The sequence below is a fragment of the Micromonospora sp. NPDC003197 genome (assembly GCF_053590565.1).
Genome location: NZ_JBSFTE010000002.1, coordinates 368244 through 387399 on the forward strand (window position 1 = coordinate 368244; position 19156 = coordinate 387399).

General features: G+C 68.4%; 15 protein-coding genes and 1 pseudogene. 6 read left to right on the forward strand and 10 right to left on the reverse strand.

Going from position 1 to position 19156, the window contains the following annotated elements:
* Window positions 1–34 precede the first annotated feature (34 nt).
* The 6 genes and pseudogenes from ACWDV4_RS03905 to ACWDV4_RS03930 all read right to left on the reverse strand — a co-directional run.
* Window positions 35–1960 (reverse strand): ABC transporter ATP-binding protein, encoded by a 1926-nt coding sequence (locus ACWDV4_RS03905; protein ID WP_449974632.1) that lies wholly within the window; start codon window positions 1958–1960, stop codon window positions 35–37.
* The gene (locus tag ACWDV4_RS03910) at window positions 1957–3867 is read right to left on the reverse strand and encodes an ABC transporter ATP-binding protein (RefSeq protein ID WP_449974634.1); all 1911 of its coding nucleotides are present in this window, start codon (window positions 3865–3867) and stop codon (window positions 1957–1959) included. The genes ACWDV4_RS03905 and ACWDV4_RS03910 overlap by 4 nt, the downstream gene beginning before the upstream one ends.
* A 37-nt stretch (window positions 3868–3904) precedes the next feature.
* Window positions 3905–4417, reverse strand: coding sequence for a methylated-DNA--[protein]-cysteine S-methyltransferase (locus ACWDV4_RS03915; RefSeq protein WP_449974636.1), 513 nt, complete (start codon window positions 4415–4417; stop codon window positions 3905–3907).
* 158 nt (window positions 4418–4575) lie between these two features.
* Window positions 4576–6129 (reverse strand): DNA-3-methyladenine glycosylase 2 family protein, encoded by a 1554-nt coding sequence (locus ACWDV4_RS03920; RefSeq protein ID WP_449974637.1) that lies wholly within the window; start codon window positions 6127–6129, stop codon window positions 4576–4578.
* Window positions 6130–6240: 111 nt separating this feature from the next.
* Window positions 6241–6384, reverse strand: a complete 144-nt coding sequence (locus ACWDV4_RS03925; RefSeq protein ID WP_449974694.1) for a hypothetical protein — start codon at window positions 6382–6384, stop codon at window positions 6241–6243.
* 70 nt (window positions 6385–6454) lie between these two features.
* A pseudogene (locus ACWDV4_RS03930) lies at window positions 6455–6958 on the reverse strand (class I SAM-dependent methyltransferase); the annotation flags it as partial.
* On the opposite strand from ACWDV4_RS03930, the gene ACWDV4_RS03935 reads away from it, so the two are divergent.
* The 3 genes from ACWDV4_RS03935 (at window position 6876) to ACWDV4_RS03945 (ending at window position 9526) form a co-directional block, all read left to right on the forward strand.
* Window positions 6876–7490 carry a helix-turn-helix domain-containing protein gene (locus ACWDV4_RS03935; protein ID WP_449974639.1) on the forward strand — a complete coding sequence of 205 codons (615 nt, stop codon included), beginning with the start codon at window positions 6876–6878 and terminating at the stop codon, window positions 7488–7490. The pseudogene ACWDV4_RS03930 and the gene ACWDV4_RS03935 sit on opposite strands and share 83 nt — an antisense overlap.
* A 106-nt stretch (window positions 7491–7596) precedes the next feature.
* Window positions 7597–8685, forward strand: coding sequence for a redox-regulated ATPase YchF (gene ychF, locus ACWDV4_RS03940; protein ID WP_449974640.1), 1089 nt, complete (start codon window positions 7597–7599; stop codon window positions 8683–8685).
* 448 nt (window positions 8686–9133) lie between these two features.
* Complete coding sequence (locus ACWDV4_RS03945; RefSeq protein ID WP_449974641.1) at window positions 9134–9526, forward strand: hypothetical protein; 393 nt, start codon at window positions 9134–9136, stop codon at window positions 9524–9526.
* A gap of 6 nt (window positions 9527–9532) precedes the next feature.
* Here the strand turns inward: ACWDV4_RS03945 and ACWDV4_RS03950 are convergent, their stop codons facing one another.
* Together ACWDV4_RS03950 and ACWDV4_RS03955 are read right to left on the reverse strand one after the other, a co-directional pair.
* Window positions 9533–9895: a PH domain-containing protein gene (locus ACWDV4_RS03950; protein WP_449974643.1), complete on the reverse strand. Its 363-nt coding sequence runs from the start codon at window positions 9893–9895 to the stop codon at window positions 9533–9535.
* 32 nt (window positions 9896–9927) lie between these two features.
* On the reverse strand, window positions 9928–11961 hold the full coding sequence (locus ACWDV4_RS03955) for a glycosyltransferase family 2 protein (protein WP_449974644.1): 2034 nt from the start codon (window positions 11959–11961) through the stop codon (window positions 9928–9930).
* Between the two features lie 173 nt (window positions 11962–12134).
* Between ACWDV4_RS03955 and ACWDV4_RS03960 the strand changes: the two genes are divergently transcribed.
* On the forward strand, window positions 12135–13214 hold the full coding sequence (locus ACWDV4_RS03960; RefSeq protein ID WP_449974645.1) for a glycoside hydrolase family 6 protein: 1080 nt from the start codon (window positions 12135–12137) through the stop codon (window positions 13212–13214).
* 28 nt (window positions 13215–13242) lie between these two features.
* On the opposite strand, the gene ACWDV4_RS03965 is transcribed toward ACWDV4_RS03960, so the two are convergent.
* Both ACWDV4_RS03965 and ACWDV4_RS03970 read right to left on the reverse strand, forming a co-directional pair.
* A complete protein-coding gene (locus tag ACWDV4_RS03965) occupies window positions 13243–15201 on the reverse strand; it encodes a galactose oxidase-like domain-containing protein (protein WP_449974646.1) in 1959 nt (652 codons plus the stop codon).
* Between the two features lie 106 nt (window positions 15202–15307).
* Window positions 15308–16618 carry an alpha/beta hydrolase family protein gene (locus tag ACWDV4_RS03970; protein WP_449974647.1) on the reverse strand — a complete coding sequence of 437 codons (1311 nt, stop codon included), beginning with the start codon at window positions 16616–16618 and terminating at the stop codon, window positions 15308–15310.
* Between the two features lie 126 nt (window positions 16619–16744).
* Between ACWDV4_RS03970 and ACWDV4_RS03975 the strand changes: the two genes are divergently transcribed.
* A complete protein-coding gene (locus ACWDV4_RS03975; RefSeq protein WP_449974648.1) occupies window positions 16745–18409 on the forward strand; it encodes a sensor histidine kinase in 1665 nt (554 codons plus the stop codon).
* Window positions 18403–19065 carry a response regulator gene (locus ACWDV4_RS03980; RefSeq protein ID WP_449974691.1) on the forward strand — a complete coding sequence of 221 codons (663 nt, stop codon included), beginning with the start codon at window positions 18403–18405 and terminating at the stop codon, window positions 19063–19065. Before ACWDV4_RS03975 ends, ACWDV4_RS03980 begins: the two co-directional genes overlap by 7 nt.
* Window positions 19066–19156: the final 91 nt, after the last annotated feature.

A 19156-nucleotide genomic window follows, 5' to 3' on the forward strand; every position in this document is an offset into this window, starting at 1 on the left:
CCGATCAGGGCGGCGCAGACCAGCGCAGGGCTGGTTAGACCAGCGAGTCGCGCCACTGTTGGTGCAGGGCCGCATACCGGCCGCCCTCGGAGACGAGGGCGGCCGGTGGGCCGTCCTCGACGATCCGGCCGGCGTCGAGCACCAGCACCCGGTCCGCAATCTCCACAGTGGAGAGCCGATGCGCGATCACGATCGCGGTCCGGTCGGCCAGGATCGAGCGCAGTGCCTGCTGGACCATCCGCTCGCTCGGTACGTCCAGCGACGAGGTCGCCTCGTCCAGGATCAGGACCGCCGGGTCGGCGAGGAACGCCCGGGCGAAGGCGACCAGCTGCCGCTGACCGGCGGAGAGCCGACCCCCGCGCCGATGTACGTCGGTCGCATAACCCTCCGGCAGGGCGGCGATGAACTCGTGCGCCCCGATAGCCCGAGCCGCCGTCACCACCTCGTCGTCGGTCGCGTCCGGTCGGCCGAACCGTATGTTGTCGGCGATCGAGCCGGCGAAGAGATGATTCTCCTGGGTGACCAGCACCACCGTGCGGCGTAGCTCGGCATCGGCGATGTTTCGCAGGTCGACGCCGTCGAGCGTGACGGTTCCCGTGGTCGGGTCGTAGAACCGGGCGACCAGCTTGACCAGCGTCGACTTGCCGGCCCCGGTGGCCCCGACCAGCGCCAGGGTCTGCCCGGCCGGCACCCGCAGGCGCAGTTCCGGCAGGATCAGCGCGTCCCGCCGGTAGCCGAAGGAGACGTCGCGGAACTCGACCGCGCCCCGCTGCCGCTGCCCCTCCCCGTCCTCGCCCACCGCAGTGGCGGCGGACAGCGGTACCGGCTGTTGCGGCTCCGGCACCGTCGGCTTCTCGTCCAGCACCCCGGCCAACTTCTCCAGCGCGGCGGTAGCCGACTGGAGGGCGTTGTAGAACTGGCTCAACTCCTGCATCGGTTCGAAGAACCGGCGCAGATAGAGCAGGAACGCGGCCAGTACGCCGATCTCGGCGTGACCGTTGAGCACCCGATAGCCGCCGTACGTCAGCACCACCGCGATCGTGACATTGCCGATCAGCTTGATGCTGGGGGAGTAGATGGAGATCAACCGGAACGCGCGCAGGTTGGCCCGCCGGTAGTCGTCGTTGACGGCGGCGAAGATGCGTTGGTTACGCGGCTCGCGGCGGAACGCCTGTACCGCGCGGATCCCGCCCAGCGACTCAACGAAGTGGACGATCACCAGGGCGACCGCTTCCCGGGTACGGCGGTAGGCGTGCCCGGAGGCGCGAGCAAACCAGCGGGACAACCAGACCAGGAACGGAAACGCCATCAGGGTGACCGCCGCCAGCGGCAGGTCCAGCCAGAGCAGGATGCTGGCGACCGAGACGATCGACAGTCCGGCCAGCACCAGGTCGTCGATGCCGCCGTCGACCAGCTCGGCGATGGAGTCCATGTCACTGGTCAACCGGGCGATGACCCGGCCCGAGGTGTATCGCTCGTGGAAGTCGACGGAGAGGCGCAGGAAGTAGTCGTACACCCGTTTTCTGAGGTCGAACAGGATGGCCTGACCGACCCGGGCGGAGAGGATGAGGAAACCGCGTTTGCTGACGTACTCGACGACCGAGGCGGCGAGGAACGCGGTGGCGATCGCCACCAGCGGGCCCGGATCGCCGTTCCGCAGCGGCGGGATGGCCCGGTCGATGCCGAGCATCACCAGGTACGGGCCAGCCATGCCGGCGGTGTTCTGCAACAGCAGCAGCACCACGGTCACCGCGATCAGCCGACGGTGTGGCCGCAACACCGAACCGAGCAGGCGTCGGCTACGCCCCCGGAGTCGGGCGATCGCCGATGCGGTGTCCGCCTCGGCGGTGCTCCGCTCCGCGTCCGGATCCGTGGCGACCCCGCGCCACTGCCGGACGTCGGGCCTGTCGCTGTCGCCGTCGCCGCTGCCCGGTTGGTTGGCGGTCGGCCCGGCGGTCATGATCGGACCAGCCCGAGGTCGCCGGGCTTCTGCGCAGCGGCGGCTGTGGTCGGATCGGCCGGCGATGGGCCGATCTTCGGCGGGACAGTGGCGACCTCTGTGGCCGGCGGGGTCGGTTCGGCCGGCGATGCGGCGGTGGCGGAGAGCAGCGCACGATAGGCCGGTACGGTGGCGAGCAGTTCGGAATGGGTGCCGAGCGCCGTGATCCGACCGTCGGTGAGCAGGGCCACCCGATCGGCGAGGGCGACCGTCGACGGGCGGTGCACCACCAGCAGCGCGGTGGTGTCCTGGAGCACCCGGGCCAGGGCCGCCTCGACCAGGGCCTCGGTGTGTACGTCCAGGGCGGAGAGCGGATCGTCCAACACCAGCACACGGGGCTGACCGAGGACTGCCCGAGCCAAGGCCAACCGCTGGCGTTGACCGCCGGAGAGCGACAACCCCTGTTCACCAATGCGCGTTTCCAGCCCCCACGGCAGGTCGTACACGAAGTCGGCCTGGGCGATCGCGAGCGCGGCCCGTACGTCTTCCTCGCTTGCTCCGGGCCGGCCCAGGGTGAGGTTCTCCCACACCGACATCGAGAAGAGCGTGGGTTCCTCGAAGGCCATCCCCACCACGTGGCGCAGCGAACCGAGCTGGATGTCCCGAATGTCCCGGCCATCCACCGTGATCCGACCACCGGTGACGTCGTAGAGCCGGGGCACCAGGGACAGCAGACTGGTCTTGCCGCAGCCGGTCGCGCCGACGATGGCCAGGGTCTCGCCGGGGCGTACAGTCAGGTCGAGGTCGTGCAACAGCGGCTCGGTGGCACCCGGATAGCCGAACGAGACGCCCTCGAAGCAGAGCCAGCCGGTGACGTCGGCGGGCAGGAGTTCGACCGCCCCGGGCCGGTCGATGATCGTGGGTTGCGTGTCGAGTACCTCCTGCACCCGGTCGGCGGCGGTCATCGCCTCCTGAGCGTTGGCGATGATCCAGCCCAGCGACTCGATCGGCCAGATGAGCATCAACTGCAACGTCACGAACGCGACCAGCTCGCCGATGGTCAACGCGCCATGTACGGCGGCCACCGTGCCGGCGGCCAGCACCACGGCCATGGTCAGGTTGGGAACCAGGTCGAACAGCGCGGAGGTGTTCGCCAGCAGTCGACTCTTGCGGATCGCGGTGTCGTGCAGTTGCCGGGTGCTGGCGGCGAAGCGCTCGGCCATCTGCGGGCGTCGGCCGAAGGCCTTGATGGTGCGTACCCCCTGGGCCGACTCCTCGACCATGGTGGCCACGTCGCCCTGCTCGTCCTGCATCCGCCGAGACGCGACCAGATAGGCGCGGGTGAAGCGGCGACTGACCAGGAACAGTGGGACGGCGCTCGTTGCGACGAGCAGCCCCAGTGGCGGATGCATCGCGACGAGCAGCGCCACCACCGTGATGCAGGTGGTCGAATTGGCCACCAGGAAGATCAGCCCGAAGGACAGGAACCGCCGGATCACCGACAGGTCGATGGTGATCCGAGACAGCAGTTGGCCAGACTGCCACCGATCGTGGAACCCGACGTGCAGCCGCTGGAGGTGGGCGTAGAGGTCGTCGCGGATGGTGGCCTCCATGCCCACCGCCAGGGACGACTGCGCCCATCGCCGGATGAAGATCAGTCCGGCCTCGGCGAGGCCGAGCAGCAGCGTCAGCGCGCCGAGCCGAAGCAACCCGGCCGAATCCCGGTGGGCGATCGGACCGTCGACCACCTGCTGGATCACCAACGGCACCGCGATCCCCGCCCCGGTCGCGGCGAACGCGGCGATCAGCAGCCCGGCGAGCTGCCCAGCGTACGGCCGGACGTAATGGCGCAGGCGCCAGAGGCTGTGCAGGGCAGGAGACCGCGTAGCGGATGGCGGCGCAGGCGTGTGGTCAGGGGCCGCTGGCACCCTCTGACCGTATCGGCAAACGCCGATTCTATTCGGGTCAGCTTGCCGTCAACCGCACCTCGTGCCCGAGAAGCCACTTCTTCACGTTGAGCCCCCAGCGGTAGCCGCCGAGACCACCATCGGTGCGCAACACCCGGTGGCACGGTACGAAGAGCGCGGCGGCGTTGCGTGCGCAGGCCGCCGCAGCGGCCCGTACCGCCGGGGGGCGTCCGGCCAACTCCGCGAAACCGGTGTAGGTGATCGGCTCGCCGGCCTTCACGGTCCGCAGCGTGTGCCAGGCGTGCGCCATGAACGGCCCATCGGTGTGCTGCTCGACCGGCACGTCGTCAATCGCGTCGAGGTGACCGTCTAGATAGGACAACACGGCGGTGGTCACCGGTCCGAGGTCCGGTCGCGCCAGCACCGGGCCGCGCAACTTCGGATGTACGACGGTCAGCAGCGTCTCGGCGTCCGTGGAGAAGCCGGCGGCGCGTACCGCCCCATCGTTGTTGACCAGTACGCACAGCGGCCCGGCCGGTGTCTCGATACTGGTGCTGTACAAGCTGGTCATGCCACTTCTTCCAATCTTTCGTTTCGTGGTCTAGGCGCTCGCGGTGCCTCATCTGCTCGCGACTGCGGGGCTCGCTTCGCTCACTCCTCGCGCTCGCGGTGCCCTTGTTGCTCGCGACTGCGGGGCTCGCTTCGCTCACTCCTCGCGCTCGCGGTGCCTCATCTGCTCGTGCTCGCGGTCCACAGGTGGATGACGGCGTACGAGCGCCACGGGCGCCAGTTGCTTGCGTGCTCCGCCAAGGCGGTCGGGTTGTCGGGCAGACCGAGCGCCGCGGCACCCCGACGTACTGCCAAATCGGTGGGGAGGAAGACGTCCGGATCGCCGAGTCCCCGCATCGCCACGTAGCCGGCGGTCCACGGCCCGATCCCCGGTAGCGCGGTCAGCTGCCGGGTCATCTCCACCCGGTCCACGCCGGGATTGAGATCGAGGGTGCCGTCAGCCACCGCCCGAGCCACGGTACGGATCGTCTCCCGACGGGAAGCCGGCATGCCGAACACCTCGTCCGGCAGCCGCAACATCTCCTCCGGAGTCGGAAACGCCCGCAACTGTCCATTTCCAGCCCCACCCCTTGCCTGTTGATCAAGAGATTTACGTCGGCGATCCAGGTCGTCAGTGACGCAAATCTCTTGATCAACAGGGGCAGGTTGGGGGTGAGGTTGGGGGAGGGCAGTGGCGGCGACGAGGCGGGCGAGCACGGTACGGGCACCGGCGACCGAGACCTGCTGCCCGACGATCGCCCGTACCGCCATCTCGAAGCCGTCGACCGAGCGGGGCACCCGTACCCCGGAGTTTTTTGCCACCGCCTCGGCGAAGGCCGGGTCTGCGGCCAGCATGGCGTCCACCGCCTCCGGATCGGCGTCCAGGTCCAGCAGGCGGCGGCAGCGGGCCACCGCCGGAGCCAGGTCACGTACGTCGACCAGCCGCAGCGTCGCCGCGACGTACTCCGGCAGGGGGGTCAGGGTGACCTCCGCCGTGCCGTGCGGTAGGCGCAGCCCACGCCGGTACGACCCGTTTCCGGCCTCCTCCACTCCGGCGATGGTGCGCAGGGTGAGGAAGTCGAGCAGCGCGTCGGCGTGCAGTGGCGGCCGGTACGCGAGCCGGAGGTTGATCGTTCCGGCGCTGGTCGTACCCCCGACCGGGGTGACGGACCGGCGGGCCGACTCGCGCAACTGCGACGGCGCGGCCGCGTAGACCTCGCGGATCGTGTCGTTGAACTGCCGCACGCTGCCGAACCCGGCGGCGAACGCGATCTCCGCAAGTCCGAGGTCGGTGGTCTCTACCAGGATTCGGGCGGTTTGTGCCCGTTGCGCCCGGGCCAGCGCGAGCGGTCCGGCACCCACCTGCGCGGTGAGCATCCGGTGCAGGTGCCGCTCGGTGTAGCCGAGCCGGGCCGCCAAGCCGGGCACCCCCTCCCGGTCCACCACCCCGTCGCCGATCAACCGCATTGCCCGACCGACGACGTCGGCGCGTACGTCCCAGTGCGGCGAGCCAGGTGCGGCGTCCGGGCGGCACCGGCGGCAGGCCCGCAGCCCGGCCCGCTGAGCGGCGGCCGCCGATGGGAAGAACTGGACGTTCTTGCGTTTCGGCGTCATCGCCGGACAGGACGGCCGGCAGTAGATGCCAGTCGACGTGACACCGGTATAGAACCAGCCGTCGAACCGCTGGTCACGGCTATCCACTGCCCGGTAGCAGCGCTCGAAGTCCCACTCCACGCCATCGATCCTGCCTCGCCGCCGGACGCCACTGCTCGCGGGAATCGGACCTGGATGTTAGGAAGGGCCCCTTGTTATCGCTTTTTGCATAGGAAGGGGCCCTTCCTAACATCAAAACGGGCGGGACGCAGCCGCGACGAACATGGGAACGGCGACGAAGAGCCGATCGTCGTGGGCTCGTCGCCGCTGCTCGGCGACCCAGTCGGCGGCCTGCTTCCCGGTGACCACCCCGGCGGACCGTACGGTGTCCGCCATGCCGACGAGCACGGGTAGCCCGACCGGGGGCGGAAAGCTCGTGGTAGACCTTGTCCGCCCGGTAACCAGTCACCTCGCCATCGCCCAACGGCAGGTCGTACGCGTCGCCGAGGCGGAAATCCCCGCCCGGCCATCGGTGGCGGGCAGTTTCGATTATCGTCCCGTCAAGATCTACGCCGACTGCGGTGACGCCCCGGTCGACCAGTTCGCCGACGGCTCGCCCCGTTCCACACCCCACGTCCACGATCTTCGCCGTGCCGGTCGATGCCACCAGCTCGGTCGATGCCACCAGCTCGGTCGGTGCCAGCAGTTCGTAGGAGCGGGTCCGGAGCGCTACCGCGTCGGATCTGGTTTCGACTCGGTCGAGCCGGGCGACAAGCACATTCCGGGCATGGTCCGCCGGGTCCCCATGCTGGGTTTGAGTAGTTCGGTGTGACCGGTCCTCTCGCGCATTCGTTGACATGACTTCCAGGCTGCGACTTAATGCCGACATGAAGTCAAGTGGTGGCGACACGTCGATGAGCATCGGCGGCGGTACGTCGATCAGCGTCGTCGACGGTGTGCCGATGAGCATCGGCGAGGTTGCTCGGCGATTCGGCCTCGCCACCCACGTACTGCGGCACTGGGAGTCGGTCGGGCTGCTCTCCCCCGAGCGGGTAACGGGCGACCGACGGCGCTACGGCAGCGACCAGCTCTATCGAATCGCGGTGATCCTGCGAGCCAGACAGGCCGGCCTCAGCCTCGACGAGATTCGCGGGGTGCTGAACGAACGGGAACCCGGGGTACGACGGGCGCTCCTCCAGCGGCGTCGGGAGGACCTGCTGGGGCTGATCGAGCGGGTGAAAGCCTCGCTCGACATGATCGAATGTGCGCTCGACTGCGCACACGAGGACTTCACCCGGTGCGCCACCTTCCAGGCGAGGATCGCGGCGGACGTGACCGGCCGCCCAGTCAGCGAGGTAAGCGCCGGCAGTGCGGTAAGCGCCGGCAGTGCGGTAAGCGCCGGCAGTGCGGTAAGCGCCGGCAGCGCCGTACCCGAGGTTGGCAGCGCCGGCAGCGCGGACAGCGCCGTACCGCCTGCCGGTCGTCCGGTGGCGGCAAGGTAGCGTTGAATCGCCTTGTCGACCCTGTCCGTTGCTCGGTCCGCCAACTGGACCGGCGGACCCCGCCGAGGTCGCGGTACGTCACGGAAGAGAGAGTTGACGCGTTCCCATGTCTTCACTGTCCATCGGCATCGTCGGCCTGCCCAACGTCGGCAAGAGCACCCTGTTCAACGCCCTGACCAAGAATGACGTGCTCGCCGCGAACTACCCGTTCGCGACGATCGAGCCGAACGTCGGGGTGGTCGGGCTGCCGGACGAGCGGCTGGACAAGCTCGCCGAGATCTTCGGCTCGCAGAAGATCATCCCGGCTCCGGTCTCCTTCGTCGACATTGCCGGCCTGGTCCGGGGTGCCTCCAAGGGGCAGGGGCGGGGTAACGCGTTCCTGGCCAACATTCGCGACGCTGCCGCGATCTGCCAGGTGGTCCGGGCGTTCTCCGACCCGAACGTGGTGCACGTCGACGGCAAGGTCTCGCCCGCAGACGACATCGAGACGATCAACACCGAGTTGATCCTGGCTGACCTGCAGACCCTGGAGAAGGCACTGCCCCGGCTGGAGAAGGAAGCCAAGCTCCGCAAGGACCGGGCCGCCGCCGTCGACGCCGCGAAGAAGGCGATCGAGCTGCTCAACACCGGGGTCACCCTCTACGCCGGGGCGGCGAAGGCGGGCATCGACGTGGCTGAGCTGCGTGAGCTGCACCTGCTCACCACCAAACCCTTCCTGTACGTCTTCAACGTCGACGAGGCCGAGCTGGCCAACCCGGACTTCCTGGACGAGCTGCGGCTGCTGGTCGCGCCGGCTGAGGCGGTCTTCATGGACGCCAAGGTCGAGTCCGAGTTGATCGACCTGCCCGAGGAGGAGGCTCGCGAGCTGCTGGAGTCGATCGGGCAGCCGGAGCCGGGGCTGAACCAGCTCATCCGGGTCGGTTTCCGTACGCTCGGGCTGCAGACGTACCTCACGGCCGGCCCGAAGGAGGCACGGGCCTGGACCGTGCCGGTTGGGGCGACCGCCCCGGAGGCCGCCGGGGTCATCCACTCCGACTTCCAGCGCGGCTTCATCAAGGCCGAGATCGTCTCGTACGACGACCTGGTTGCCGCCGGTTCGATGGCCGCTGCCAAGGCCGCCGGTCGGGTACGGATGGAAGGCAAGGACTACGTCATGCAGGACGGCGACGTGGTGGAGTTCCGCTTCAACGTCTGAACGTTCGCCCAACTCCCCGGGGCGATAGAAGGGGGCATGGGGTAGGGCATGCATTGATCGGATGCGTGTCGGCTGCAACTTTGTCGGCGTGTCGTGTTGCTCAGTCGTCAACGATCATGACTAAACCGACACTGGTAGGGGCGCGTCGCGACGGACTGGCGACTGTCCATTGTGTACCTTCAACGGGTACCCATGGAGGCAGTAGTTGGCGGATGACAGACAGGCAGGCCGAGGTCTGGGGCGCGGACTGCGCTGCCTGGCCGCCGGGGTCGGACTTGTGCTCCTGGTCGCTGGCTGTTCCTCGTCGTCCTCCAGATCACCGAACGAGCAGCCCACTGGGCAGCCAGACAAGTCGCCGAAACCAGCGGTTCAACTGGTTACGCCCGAAGCAGTTGGCGGTCATCCGAAGTCCAGGGATCGGCAACTCATCGAGCTCGCGCAGGAGAGCATGGGCGGGCTGAAGAAGCAAGTGGGCGAGGTGACGAGTGCCGTTGGCTGGGCCTACGGTGGCGACTCCGCCGAGGCGGAGATGATCCTGATCAGTGGGGTGGCGGGATCGGTCACGGACCCGACCCAGACCTTGGATCGGCTCTTCGCGTCCCTGCCCAGGCTGATGGATGTGCGACCGGTGGATCCCGGGCCGTTGGGCGGCGAGGCGCGGTGTGGCCGAGGCGAGACCACCAGCGATGCTGGGGTCGTCCAGGTCACGAGTTGCTCCTGGGCCGACAAGAACACTGTCGGGTCCGTGACCTTCCTGTCCCCCGGCCCGTCCGTGAACAAGCGCGATCGTAGCGGGGAGTTCGTGGCGATCCGGGGGCAGATCGAGCAGCCGGCGAGCTGACACGCCCTACGAGATGTAGTGCAGGATCACGTTGTGGACGTGGTGGGCCTTATCCGAGCCCCGGAACTCCACCTCGTAGGTGTGCGTCCCGACGTGGATGGCGATGGCTCCGGTGGAGAAAAACTGACCGCCCCAGGATTTGTTGCTCACCACGCTGACGCTGGTGATCTTCCCGTACGGGATGCTGGTGATCGCGAACTTCTTGCCCACGAATGACTTGTCCTGGATGATCACCCGTCGGCTGGTGAGGCCGATGAACCCGGTGCCGGCACCGATCGCGTCGTAGACCGCGATGACCTCTTCACCCTCGAGCAGGCCACTCTGGATCTGCTGCAACTGTTCGCGCCGGTCATAGGTGACGTTAGCCATGACCACGAGCCTAGGCGGGCCGCGCCACCTCATCAGTGCTCGTTGCTGTCATCGACCCTGGGCAGCGGCATGGTCAGGTCGCTGGTGCCGCGTACCTGGGGGAGCATGACGGTCGCGTCGGCAGCCCCGCCCAATCGTGGTGCTCGGACCCGGGTGCCGTCGGTTGCCGCCGCTGGGTGCGAGAGCGGCGGCTGCCCGCCCTGGGGGCGGGTGGTGAACCGATCCTGTTGCTCGACCGACTGCTCGGGCAGCGGCAGCGGCTGGGCCGCAAGGTGCCGGTCCAGCACGATCCTCGGGATCTCGCTGGTGATGTCGCCAGCGTGCGCGGGCTTGCGACCCAACGGCACAGTGTTGCCGACCTGGCGGGACGCCTGCCACACCTCCCATCGCCAGAGCACCAGGGGGGATACGGCGACCCCGAGCGCGACGAGGGGCCAGAGCAGCGCGGCGGGGCTGGCCCGGTCGAAGACGAACGCCAGCGCGATGGCGACGGTGAGAATCAGGCACCAGCCCAGATGGTTGCGGAAGGTGCGGAGCCCGTCCCGGCTCGACGAGCTGCCTTTGGGCGTTACCACGAACCGGGCTGGCCGACGCAGCAACGTGCTGATCAGCATCGCCGCGTAGACCGGCGCGGAGAGCACGGACATGAGCATGCCCTTGAGGCCGGCGGAGCCCTCCGCCTCGTACGGGCTGACGTTGTAGCGCCGGTTGCTGAGATAGAGCCAGAGCGAGAACGCGGTCGCGTCAACGTACAGGGCGAGCCAGATGGTCGGGGCGACGGTGATGCCGCTGACGCCGAGGGCGAGGAACAGCATCGCGTTGACCGCGCCGAGCAGCCAACCGATGGCCATCGACGGGTAGAACGTCACAATCAGGCTGTAGTGCAGCAACCGACCGGGGGAGAGTCGGAAGAGTCTGCGCCAGAACAACTTGAGCAGGATCTCGAACGTCCCCCGCGACCACCTGCGTTGCTGACTGAAGTAGTCGTTCCAGCTTGATGGCCCCTCGCCGGCGGCGAGCACGTCCGGCGTGTACACCGACTTCCATCGGCGGCCGGTCGCTGGGTTACGGGTGGTGTGTACGGAAAGGCCGGTGGCCATGTCCTCGGTGATCGAGTCGGTGAGGCCGACGATGCTGACCAGCGCCGAGATCCGGATCGCGTTGTTGGTGCCGACCAGCATCGCGGCGTGGTAGCGGTTGGCCGCCCGCTGGATCACGCTGTGGAACGGGAACTGTTGTGACTCGGCGGCCCGGGTTACGAACGTCTCGCTGTTCTGGTAGCACTGTGGGCCGACGACGTAGGCCACGTCCGGATCACGGAAGTAGCCGAGGATGCGTTCGGCGAAGTTGGCCAGCGGCACGTGGTCCGGGTCGACGGAGAGGAACAGGTCGTACGCCCTGCCATGCCGGTGCACCCAGGCGTTGTAGTTACCGTGCTTGGTCCTGGCGCGAAACGGCCCGCTGGGCTGGTTGTACTGCTCGATGCCCTTACGGGTGAAGTGCCGGATGCCGAGCTGCTCGCACATTGCCCGTACCGCCGGATCGTCACCCTCGTCCAGCAGCCAGATGTCGAAGACGCCGCGATGCCGGATGCGTAGCGCGCCGAGCAGGGTTTCGCGGACGACTGCGATCGGTTCCTTGCTGGGCACGATGGTGGTCAGGAAGGCGACCCGTAGCTGCGGGTCGGGGGTGACCGGGACCGGGTCGCGCGCGGCCAGCGACGCCAGCGAGAGCGATACGACGTTGATCAGCCGCAGCAGTTCCACCAGGGCGATGGAGCCGATGACGAAGATGTTGGCGGCGGCGGCCCACGTCCCCGGGTTGGGCTGGGAGTAGTGGCTGGGGTGCAGGAGCCAGAGGACGAAGACACCTTCGAAGGCCAGGTTGAGCAGGGCGATGACGATGGTCTTGGTGGCCTGGCCACCGCCGCCGGTCCTTCGCAGATTGCGGTAGGCGACCCGATAGGGTTGCCCGTCCGGTACGTCCTGGACCGGTCCGGCCAACCGGCTGTATTTTTCCAGCCGGGCCCATGACCGCGCCTGCGCCGCGAGGTCGGAGTCGTTCACAAGGTCCTTTTCCGGTGTCAGCCGGACCAGTGCCGGGCGACGTTCATCAACTCCAATATGGACGATATTGGGTTCTGTGGCCAGACCGCACGACGCGTTGCCCGCCGGATCCTGGGGTTGTCTGCCGGATTCTGCACTACGCTTCGCGGCGTAGCCGATGAATGGATTTCACTATGATCGCCAGAGTCCTTGCCGGCCACCGGCGGGCGACTGCGGCTGCCGTGACCGGATCGGTGCTGGTCGCGTTGGCAGGCGGGTGCTCGGGGACCAGGGACGGGGAGCCGCGACCAGAGGGTGCAGCGGCGCAGCAGTCCGGCGGTGTCACCGTCCGGCCCGACCGCGACGGGAATCCGTTGGCCGGCATGACCTTCTACACCGACCCCGACAGCCAGGCCGCGCAGCAGGCCGCCCGAATGCGTGCCGTGGGTCGGGCTGCGGACGCCACCGAACTCGACAAGATCGGTACGCGGCCGGTCGCGTACTGGCTGACGGTCAAGGATCCGGCGGGAATCCGTACGGAGACCGAAGCTCTCGTGCGCCGGGCCGCCGAGGCCGGACGGGTACCGGTCCTGACGGCGTACAACATTCCGCACCGGGACTGCGGTAACTATTCGGCCGGCGGGGCGGCGAACGTGGAGCAGTACCGGGCGTGGATCCGTGCGGTCGCGGCGGCTATCGGCTCCCAGCCCGCCGTGGTCGTCCTCGAACCGGATGCCGTCGCGCACACCCTGGACGGCTGCCGCTCCGATCCGGCCGGGCGCCACGAGCTGCTCAGCGACGCGGTCGCGGTGCTCAAGGGTACGGGTGCGACCCGGGTCTACCTCGATGCCGGTAACCCGGGGTGGCTGTCGGACATCGAGGCGTTGGCCGAAGCGCTACGCCGGTCCGGAATTCAGCAGGCCGACGGCTTCGCCCTCAACGTCGCCAACTTCCTCGACACACAGACCAACGTGGAGTACGGCAACCGGTTGTCGACGGCGTTGGGTGGGGCCCATTTCGTGATCGACACCAGCCGGAACGGCAAGGGCAGGTGGACCGGCGGTACGGAGGTGAACGGCGGCCCGAGCTGGTGCAATCCACCCGGTCGGGGACTGGGTATACCGCCGACGACCGAGACCGGCCTGCCCCGGGTCGACGCTCTGCTCTGGGTCAAACGGCCGGGTGAGTCGGACGGGGCGTGCCGCCCCGGTGAGCCCGCTGCCGGCACGTGGTGGCTGGACTACGCGCTGGGTCTGGCCCACCACGCGGCCTGACCTCGCCGCGCCGCCGCTGACCCCGGCCTCACCGGATGTGCACCCACTTCGCTACCGAGGGCACGCCCAGTTTGTTGGTGACGAAAAGCATGTAGTAACCCGGCGGCAGGACTGCGGGCTGCGTCGGTACGGTCACCTCCAACCGGTCACCGACCTGCGTGAACTCCAGCGCCACCGAGCGCTGTTCCACATTGGTGGAGTGGGTCACCGCACTGGGCCGGATCAGTCGGGCCTTCTCGATGCCGACGGTGTCGTTCATCAGCTCGTATCGCGCCTTCTTCCCGTAGCCGACGATAATCGGCCCGTCGCCTATCAACGGCCGGTCACCCTGGAAGAGGTACGGCGGGGTGTAGAGCTCAAGCCGCTGATCGAACTCACCTTCGATGGTGTTCTCCCGGTCCCGGAAGAGCGGGTCGGAGCCCATCGTCATGACCCGCCCGTCGGGCAGCAGCAACGCCGATCCGTGGTAGTTGCGCCCCACGTTCGGGTCCGCCGCGTACGCCAGGGTGTTGGTGTCCGGGTGGTAGATCCGCGCGTTGTGGTTGTCGCTGTTGCCCTTGCCCCGGTAGTCCCGGGAGCCGCCGGTGATCAGGCTGGTGTCGTCGGGCAGTTGCACCACGTTGGGATAGCGGGTGCCCTCGGGCAGGCTGGGGCCGGGTGTGAAACGAGGGTTCGGGTCGTCGAGCCGGATCAGGTCGATCCGGCCGGTCGACCTCGGTGACTCACCGACCCCACCGCCACCGACCACCATCACGGTCTGGTTCTGCACCGGGCCGACCCAACCGGACGCGCTGGTCTCCATCAGGTCGGGGTCGCGTAGGCCCGGCACCACTCGGAAGGTGTTGTCCGTCAGGTTCCAGAGACCCGGCTCCCGGCCCTGGTCAGCCGGGCCGTAACCGGTGCTGGAGCCGCTGTAGAAGAGCCGGTCGGCGGTGGCGGTCTGGAAGATCGCCGGGTACGTCGGAAAGTAGCGGCTCAGGTCGGGGCGGACGGTCCATTTCCGGGTCTTCGGATCGTAGATCTCGTTCTGGGTGCCGTCGACCACCTCGCCCTTGCCGTCCAGCCCGGAGGTGGCCAGCACCCTGCCGTCGGCCAGCCCGGTCAGCGTGGGATACCACCGCTTCTCGGACATGTCGGCGACCTGCTCGTACTCCTCGGTACGGGGGTTGAACTCGTAGGTCTCCTTCAGCCCCTGATAGTCCTGCTTGTCCAGGGTCATTTTGTCGGACAGCCCGTAGATGTTCTGTGCGGCGACACCGGTCAGCCCGGTCACCGCGTACTGAGTGGGGGTGGAACTGATCGAGCCGCTGCCCTTTTCCACCGCGTCCACCCAGACCCTGGTCTCGCTCGCGATCACGGCCACGTCGGTCCCGGTGCCGTCGACGGCCGGACGCTCGATCTTGGTGGCCGGCTCGACGGTGAACGCGGCCCCCGCCCGGTACTTCTTGCCGTTCGGCGCGGCGAACTCGGTGCCCTTGGGGAAGGTGCGAGGTCCGCCGTCGGGCGACTCGTTCTTGACCGTCATGGTGCCGCCGGCGTGCGTAACGTCTGGCTTGAGTACCTCGTAGCGGAGCGTCCCACCGGCCACCAGCAGCTTTCCGTTCGGCAGGAAGGCGTGTCCGGCGCAGAACAGGTCGACCGGGGTGCGTACGTCCTTGGTCCGGCCGGTCGCCGGGTCGTAGACAAGCGTCCGGAAGGTGCCGGCGGCGAACTGCTGCCGGTCGTTACCGGAGCCCGCGATCAGCAGGAGCTTTCCGGTGTCGAGTAGTGCGGCGTGGATGGCGTTGACCCGTACGTCCCTGGGTAGCTCAATGATCTGCCAGTGCCCGTACTTGGCCTTGTATCCGGGGCTGTTGACTTCTCGAGCGTGGGTGTAGTCGGCGGCGAAGGAGTAGATGGGGTGCGCGTTCGCGGCGATTAGGACGGCTGCGGCGACCGTCTGCCAGACGAAACGCCGACGCGGGCGACGACGCTCAGGGCTCTTCATCCCATCTCCTCCATCCGACGCATGCACCCTAGTGTCTACGTCGATGGATGTGGGCCCCTGCCATCGATCGTCGACGGATGAATGGTTGACGGTCACCGATCAGCGGTCAGCGGATGAACGAAACGTCGGGGTGTCTCGTCGACGGGCCGTCGAGCAGGCTCTGTGGACGGCCGCGCAGGTGTTCGTCGAGGAACGCGGTGAGGTAGCCGCGTAGCGAGTTGGTGACCCGGCTCGGATCGACCGTGCCGATGGTGCTGGAGAGGAAGCCGGCCGGCAGGGGGAAGACCGCGTCGACCTGGGGCAGCAGCACCTGGTAGTCGGTAAAGGTGAAGTGTTCACCGTCGGCGACGTAGAGGTCGAGCTTCCAGCCGGTGGAGTTCTCCCAGAAGGAGCGCCACTCCGGCGCTTCCCGGTGAGTGTGTGGCCTGCCGCTGCTGAGGCCGGCACCCAGCAGCAGGAACGGCCGGTCCAGGCCGGCGGTCACCACGTCGCCGAAATCGTTGTTGACAAAGCTGTAGGCCAGGCTGCCGTCCATGTTGACTCCCGCGTCGATGCGGGAGTCGACCAGCATCGTCTCGGCGGTGGTGAAACCGCCGACGGAGTGGCCGAACATGGCCACCCGGGACAGGTCGAGCCCGGCACCGAGACCCCGGGGCAGTGGCCGCTGGGCCGCGTCCGGATTGCCGCCGCCAGCAAGTACGGCGAGCTGGTCGAGTAGGTAACGGACATCCCGGGTACGGGTCTGGATGACGGCGTGGTTGCGTTCGGTCGGGTCCATGGCGGGCAGGTTCTGCGTCTCGACCCGGCCACCCGGGAACTCGACATTGTGGGTCTCGTACGTGTGGTCGACGGAGACCACGACGTACCCCCGACTGGCCAGTTCTTCGACGAGCACCGTGCCGTTGGCGCGGGGAAACTCGGCACCCGGTGAGTAGAGGACGACTGGGTGGCCACCCCGGCGATCGAGGACCGGTGCACCGACCCGGGCATGTGTGGTGATGCCGGTCCAGTCGACCTGACCAGCGGCGAGGCCAAGCATCGCGTTGGTCCGCTCACTGAACCGCTGCGCTGCCCCCGCCGGCAGGTACGGCGCGAGCGGTTCGTGGCCGATGGGTCGGGCCGGGTACCAGACGGTGGCCATGAGTTCCCGTGGCCGGTCGGCCACCCAGGGGTCTGGTCGTCCCTGGTCGACCAGGTGCAGTTCGATGGTGCCGACGTGATGCTGGCCGGTCGGGGCGGGGAGTTCCAGCCGCAGTGGCGCGGAGTTCGGGGTGGTTGGCCGATCGGGCGCCGATTGCGGTGCGCTGCCTAGGGTGGTGGCCGATTGTGGTGCGGCGCTTGCGGCCGTGGCCAGCGTCGACATCGACAGCAGCGCCGCGAGGCCGCCCAACACCGCTCGACGAGAGAGTGTGGACATGACTAAAGGCTCCCTTTCGGCACCCAGCAGCCGCCTCTGTCGAACGGGGTCACCTTCCCCTGATAGACCTCAGGGTGCCCGGTCGTATCGGGCTCGGCACGCCCTTCCCCCGGTACCGTTCCCTGAATGGATCATCCCCCGCGGCCCGAGCTGGTCCGGGCCGGCCTGGTCCGGGCCAGCCTGGTCTGGCTGGCGCTGGCGGTAGCGATCGGCGTCGAGCTGTGGGGACGCTGGGCGGAGCTGGTGGTCGGGCTGGTGCTGGCCACAACGGTGTTGGCCGCAGTGGTGCTGGTCGTTGGCCGTCGTTGGCCGGTGTGGTTGTTGCTGCTGCTGGGGGCGGCGGCGAACCTCGTACAGCTGGTGGAACTCTCCGAGTTTCGGTTCTGGCCGGCGCTGGTCTCGGCCGTCGCCTGCCTTACCGCGGGACGCCGAATGGCCAACGGACTGGTGGCCCTGCCCTGCTTCTCCCTCGTGGTGCTGACCGGCTTGCTGCTCGCCGCAGTGATGGGTGATGTCTGGGACTGGTTCAACGTGGTGCTGCCGTTGCTCGGTTCCGGTGTGCTGCCCTGGCTGATCGGACGGTACGTCCGGCTGCGGGCCGACCTTGCCGAGGCCGGCTGGCGGCATGCCGAGCAACTTGAACGGGAACGGCGACTGGTCGTCCGCGAGGTACGACTGCGCGAGCGCGCCCGGATCGCCCGGGACATGCATGACTCGCTCGGCCACGAGTTGAGCCTGGCCGCGATGCGTACCGGGGCGTTGGAGCTGGATCGGGGCCTCGACGAGCGACGCCGGGCGGCCATCGGCGAGCTACGGGCGGTCCTGGTCGGGGCGACCGAGCAGCTGCGGGACATCATCGGCGTACTGCGGGACGAGAGCGAACCGGTGTCGACAGATCCGGCGCGGGAGAGCGTAGCCGCACTGGTGGCTCGGTCACGCGCCTCCGGTATGGCGGTGGAGTTCGTCTCCGACGGCTCCGAGGAGTCGACCTCGACGCTGGCGGGGCGGACCGTGTATCGCGTTGTCCAGGAGGCGTTGACCAACGCCGCCAAGCATGCGCCGGGGGCACCGGTCACGGTGCGGATCGAGGGCAGCGAGGCGGGGACAACGATCACCGTTGTCAACGGTGGCCCTGCCACCCGGACACCGCCAGCGGGTGCCGGCGGGGCGAAATCAGCGGGTGCCGCCGGGATGCCATTAGCGAGTGCCGCCGGGGCGGCATCGACGGGTGCCGGCGGTGGGCACGGACTTGTCGGCCTCCGGGAACGGGTCCGGCTGGTGGGCGGCACGTTGCACACCGGCTCCTCGCACAGCGGCGAGCATCGGGACGGGTACACGGTCGTGGCGAGGATTCCCTCCTCCGGCGGGCCTCAGCCCAGGACACCGACCGTCGACGACGAGCCGGAGTCGGGGCGGCGGCTCGCGCAGGCCCGCCGAGCGGCCCTTCGCGGCCTGGCCTCGACGGTCGCCGTACCGGTCACGATCGTTGCCGCCGTGCTCCTGGTGCTGCTCGGCCTGCGGACGGGCGAGGTGAAGAACTCGTGGCTCGACCCCGCTGTCTATCAGGCCCTGGCTGTCGGGCAGCAGCGGGTGGAGTTGGCAGCCGGACTGCCACTGCACCAGGTCGATGGGCGGCCCGACGTGCCGGAACCGCCCAGCCCACCGGGTGCCACCTGCGAGTACTACCGGGTCAGCGACGATCTCTTCGCCGGCCCGATCGACGTGTACCGGCTGTGCTTCGTCGACGGGCGGCTGGTCGACAAGGACTTCATTCCGAGGACGGGATCGTGATTCGAGTACTCGTGGCCGATGACGAGCCGATGATCCGCTCTGGGGCACGCGCGATCCTCGCGTCCGACCCGGACATCGTGGTGGTGGCGGAGGCGGCCAATGGTTCGGAGGCGATCGAGTTGACCCGCCGGCACCGTCCCGACGTCGCCCTGCTGGACATCCGTATGCCCGGGCTGGACGGACTGGCCGCAGCCGAGGAGATACGTCGCGAGGTACCGGAGACCGCCGTGGTCATGTTGACCACCTTCGGTGAAGAGGAGTACGTGGTGCGGGCACTGGCCGCTGGGACCAGCGGGCTCCTGCTCAAGGCCAGCGATCCGCGCGATCTGCTGACCGGGGTACGGGCGGTTGCCGCCGGTGCGGCGTACCTGGCACCGCGAGTGGCGCGGCGGGTCCTCGCCGAGGTGGGTGGCGGGCAGTTGGCGCGGGGAATCACTGCCCGGCAGCGGATCGCCGCGCTGACCGAACGTGAACGCGAGGTGCTGGCGCTGCTCGGTGCGGGCTTGTCCAACGGGGAGATCGGGCAGCGGCTCTTCCTGGCGGAGGGCACCGTGAAGAGCCACGTCAGCGGGATCCTGGCGCGACTGGGGGTAAGGAACCGGGTGCAGGCGGCAATCCTGGCGTACGAGTCTGGACTGGTCGAGAGCGGTGCCTAGACGAGTAGTTCCGATGTCAGGGGTCGATGTCTGGGCATGAAGAGAGGGCGTCCAAGATCGTGTTGTGACGCAAGACCTGGACACCCTCTTG

Coding starts and splice junctions, on each gene's coding strand:
- ACWDV4_RS03965 (WP_449974646.1), bottom strand. CDS start 15,201: ATGAAGAGCCCTGAGCGTCGTCGCCCGCGTCGGCGTTTCGTCTGGCAG.
- ACWDV4_RS03935 (WP_449974639.1), top strand. CDS start 6,876: ATGAAGTCAAGTGGTGGCGACACGTCGATGAGCATCGGCGGCGGTACG.
- ACWDV4_RS03960 (WP_449974645.1), top strand. CDS start 12,135: ATGATCGCCAGAGTCCTTGCCGGCCACCGGCGGGCGACTGCGGCTGCC.
- ACWDV4_RS03970 (WP_449974647.1), bottom strand. CDS start 16,618: ATGTCCACACTCTCTCGTCGAGCGGTGTTGGGCGGCCTCGCGGCGCTG.
- ACWDV4_RS03950 (WP_449974643.1), bottom strand. CDS start 9,895: ATGGCTAACGTCACCTATGACCGGCGCGAACAGTTGCAGCAGATCCAG.
- ACWDV4_RS03945 (WP_449974641.1), top strand. CDS start 9,134: ATGGGCGGGCTGAAGAAGCAAGTGGGCGAGGTGACGAGTGCCGTTGGC.
- ACWDV4_RS03905 (WP_449974632.1), bottom strand. CDS start 1,960: ATGACCGCCGGGCCGACCGCCAACCAACCGGGCAGCGGCGACGGCGAC.
- ACWDV4_RS03975 (WP_449974648.1), top strand. CDS start 16,745: ATGGATCATCCCCCGCGGCCCGAGCTGGTCCGGGCCGGCCTGGTCCGG.
- ychF (WP_449974640.1), top strand. CDS start 7,597: ATGTCTTCACTGTCCATCGGCATCGTCGGCCTGCCCAACGTCGGCAAG.
- ACWDV4_RS03925 (WP_449974694.1), bottom strand. CDS start 6,384: ATGGCGGACACCGTACGGTCCGCCGGGGTGGTCACCGGGAAGCAGGCC.
- ACWDV4_RS03915 (WP_449974636.1), bottom strand. CDS start 4,417: ATGACCAGCTTGTACAGCACCAGTATCGAGACACCGGCCGGGCCGCTG.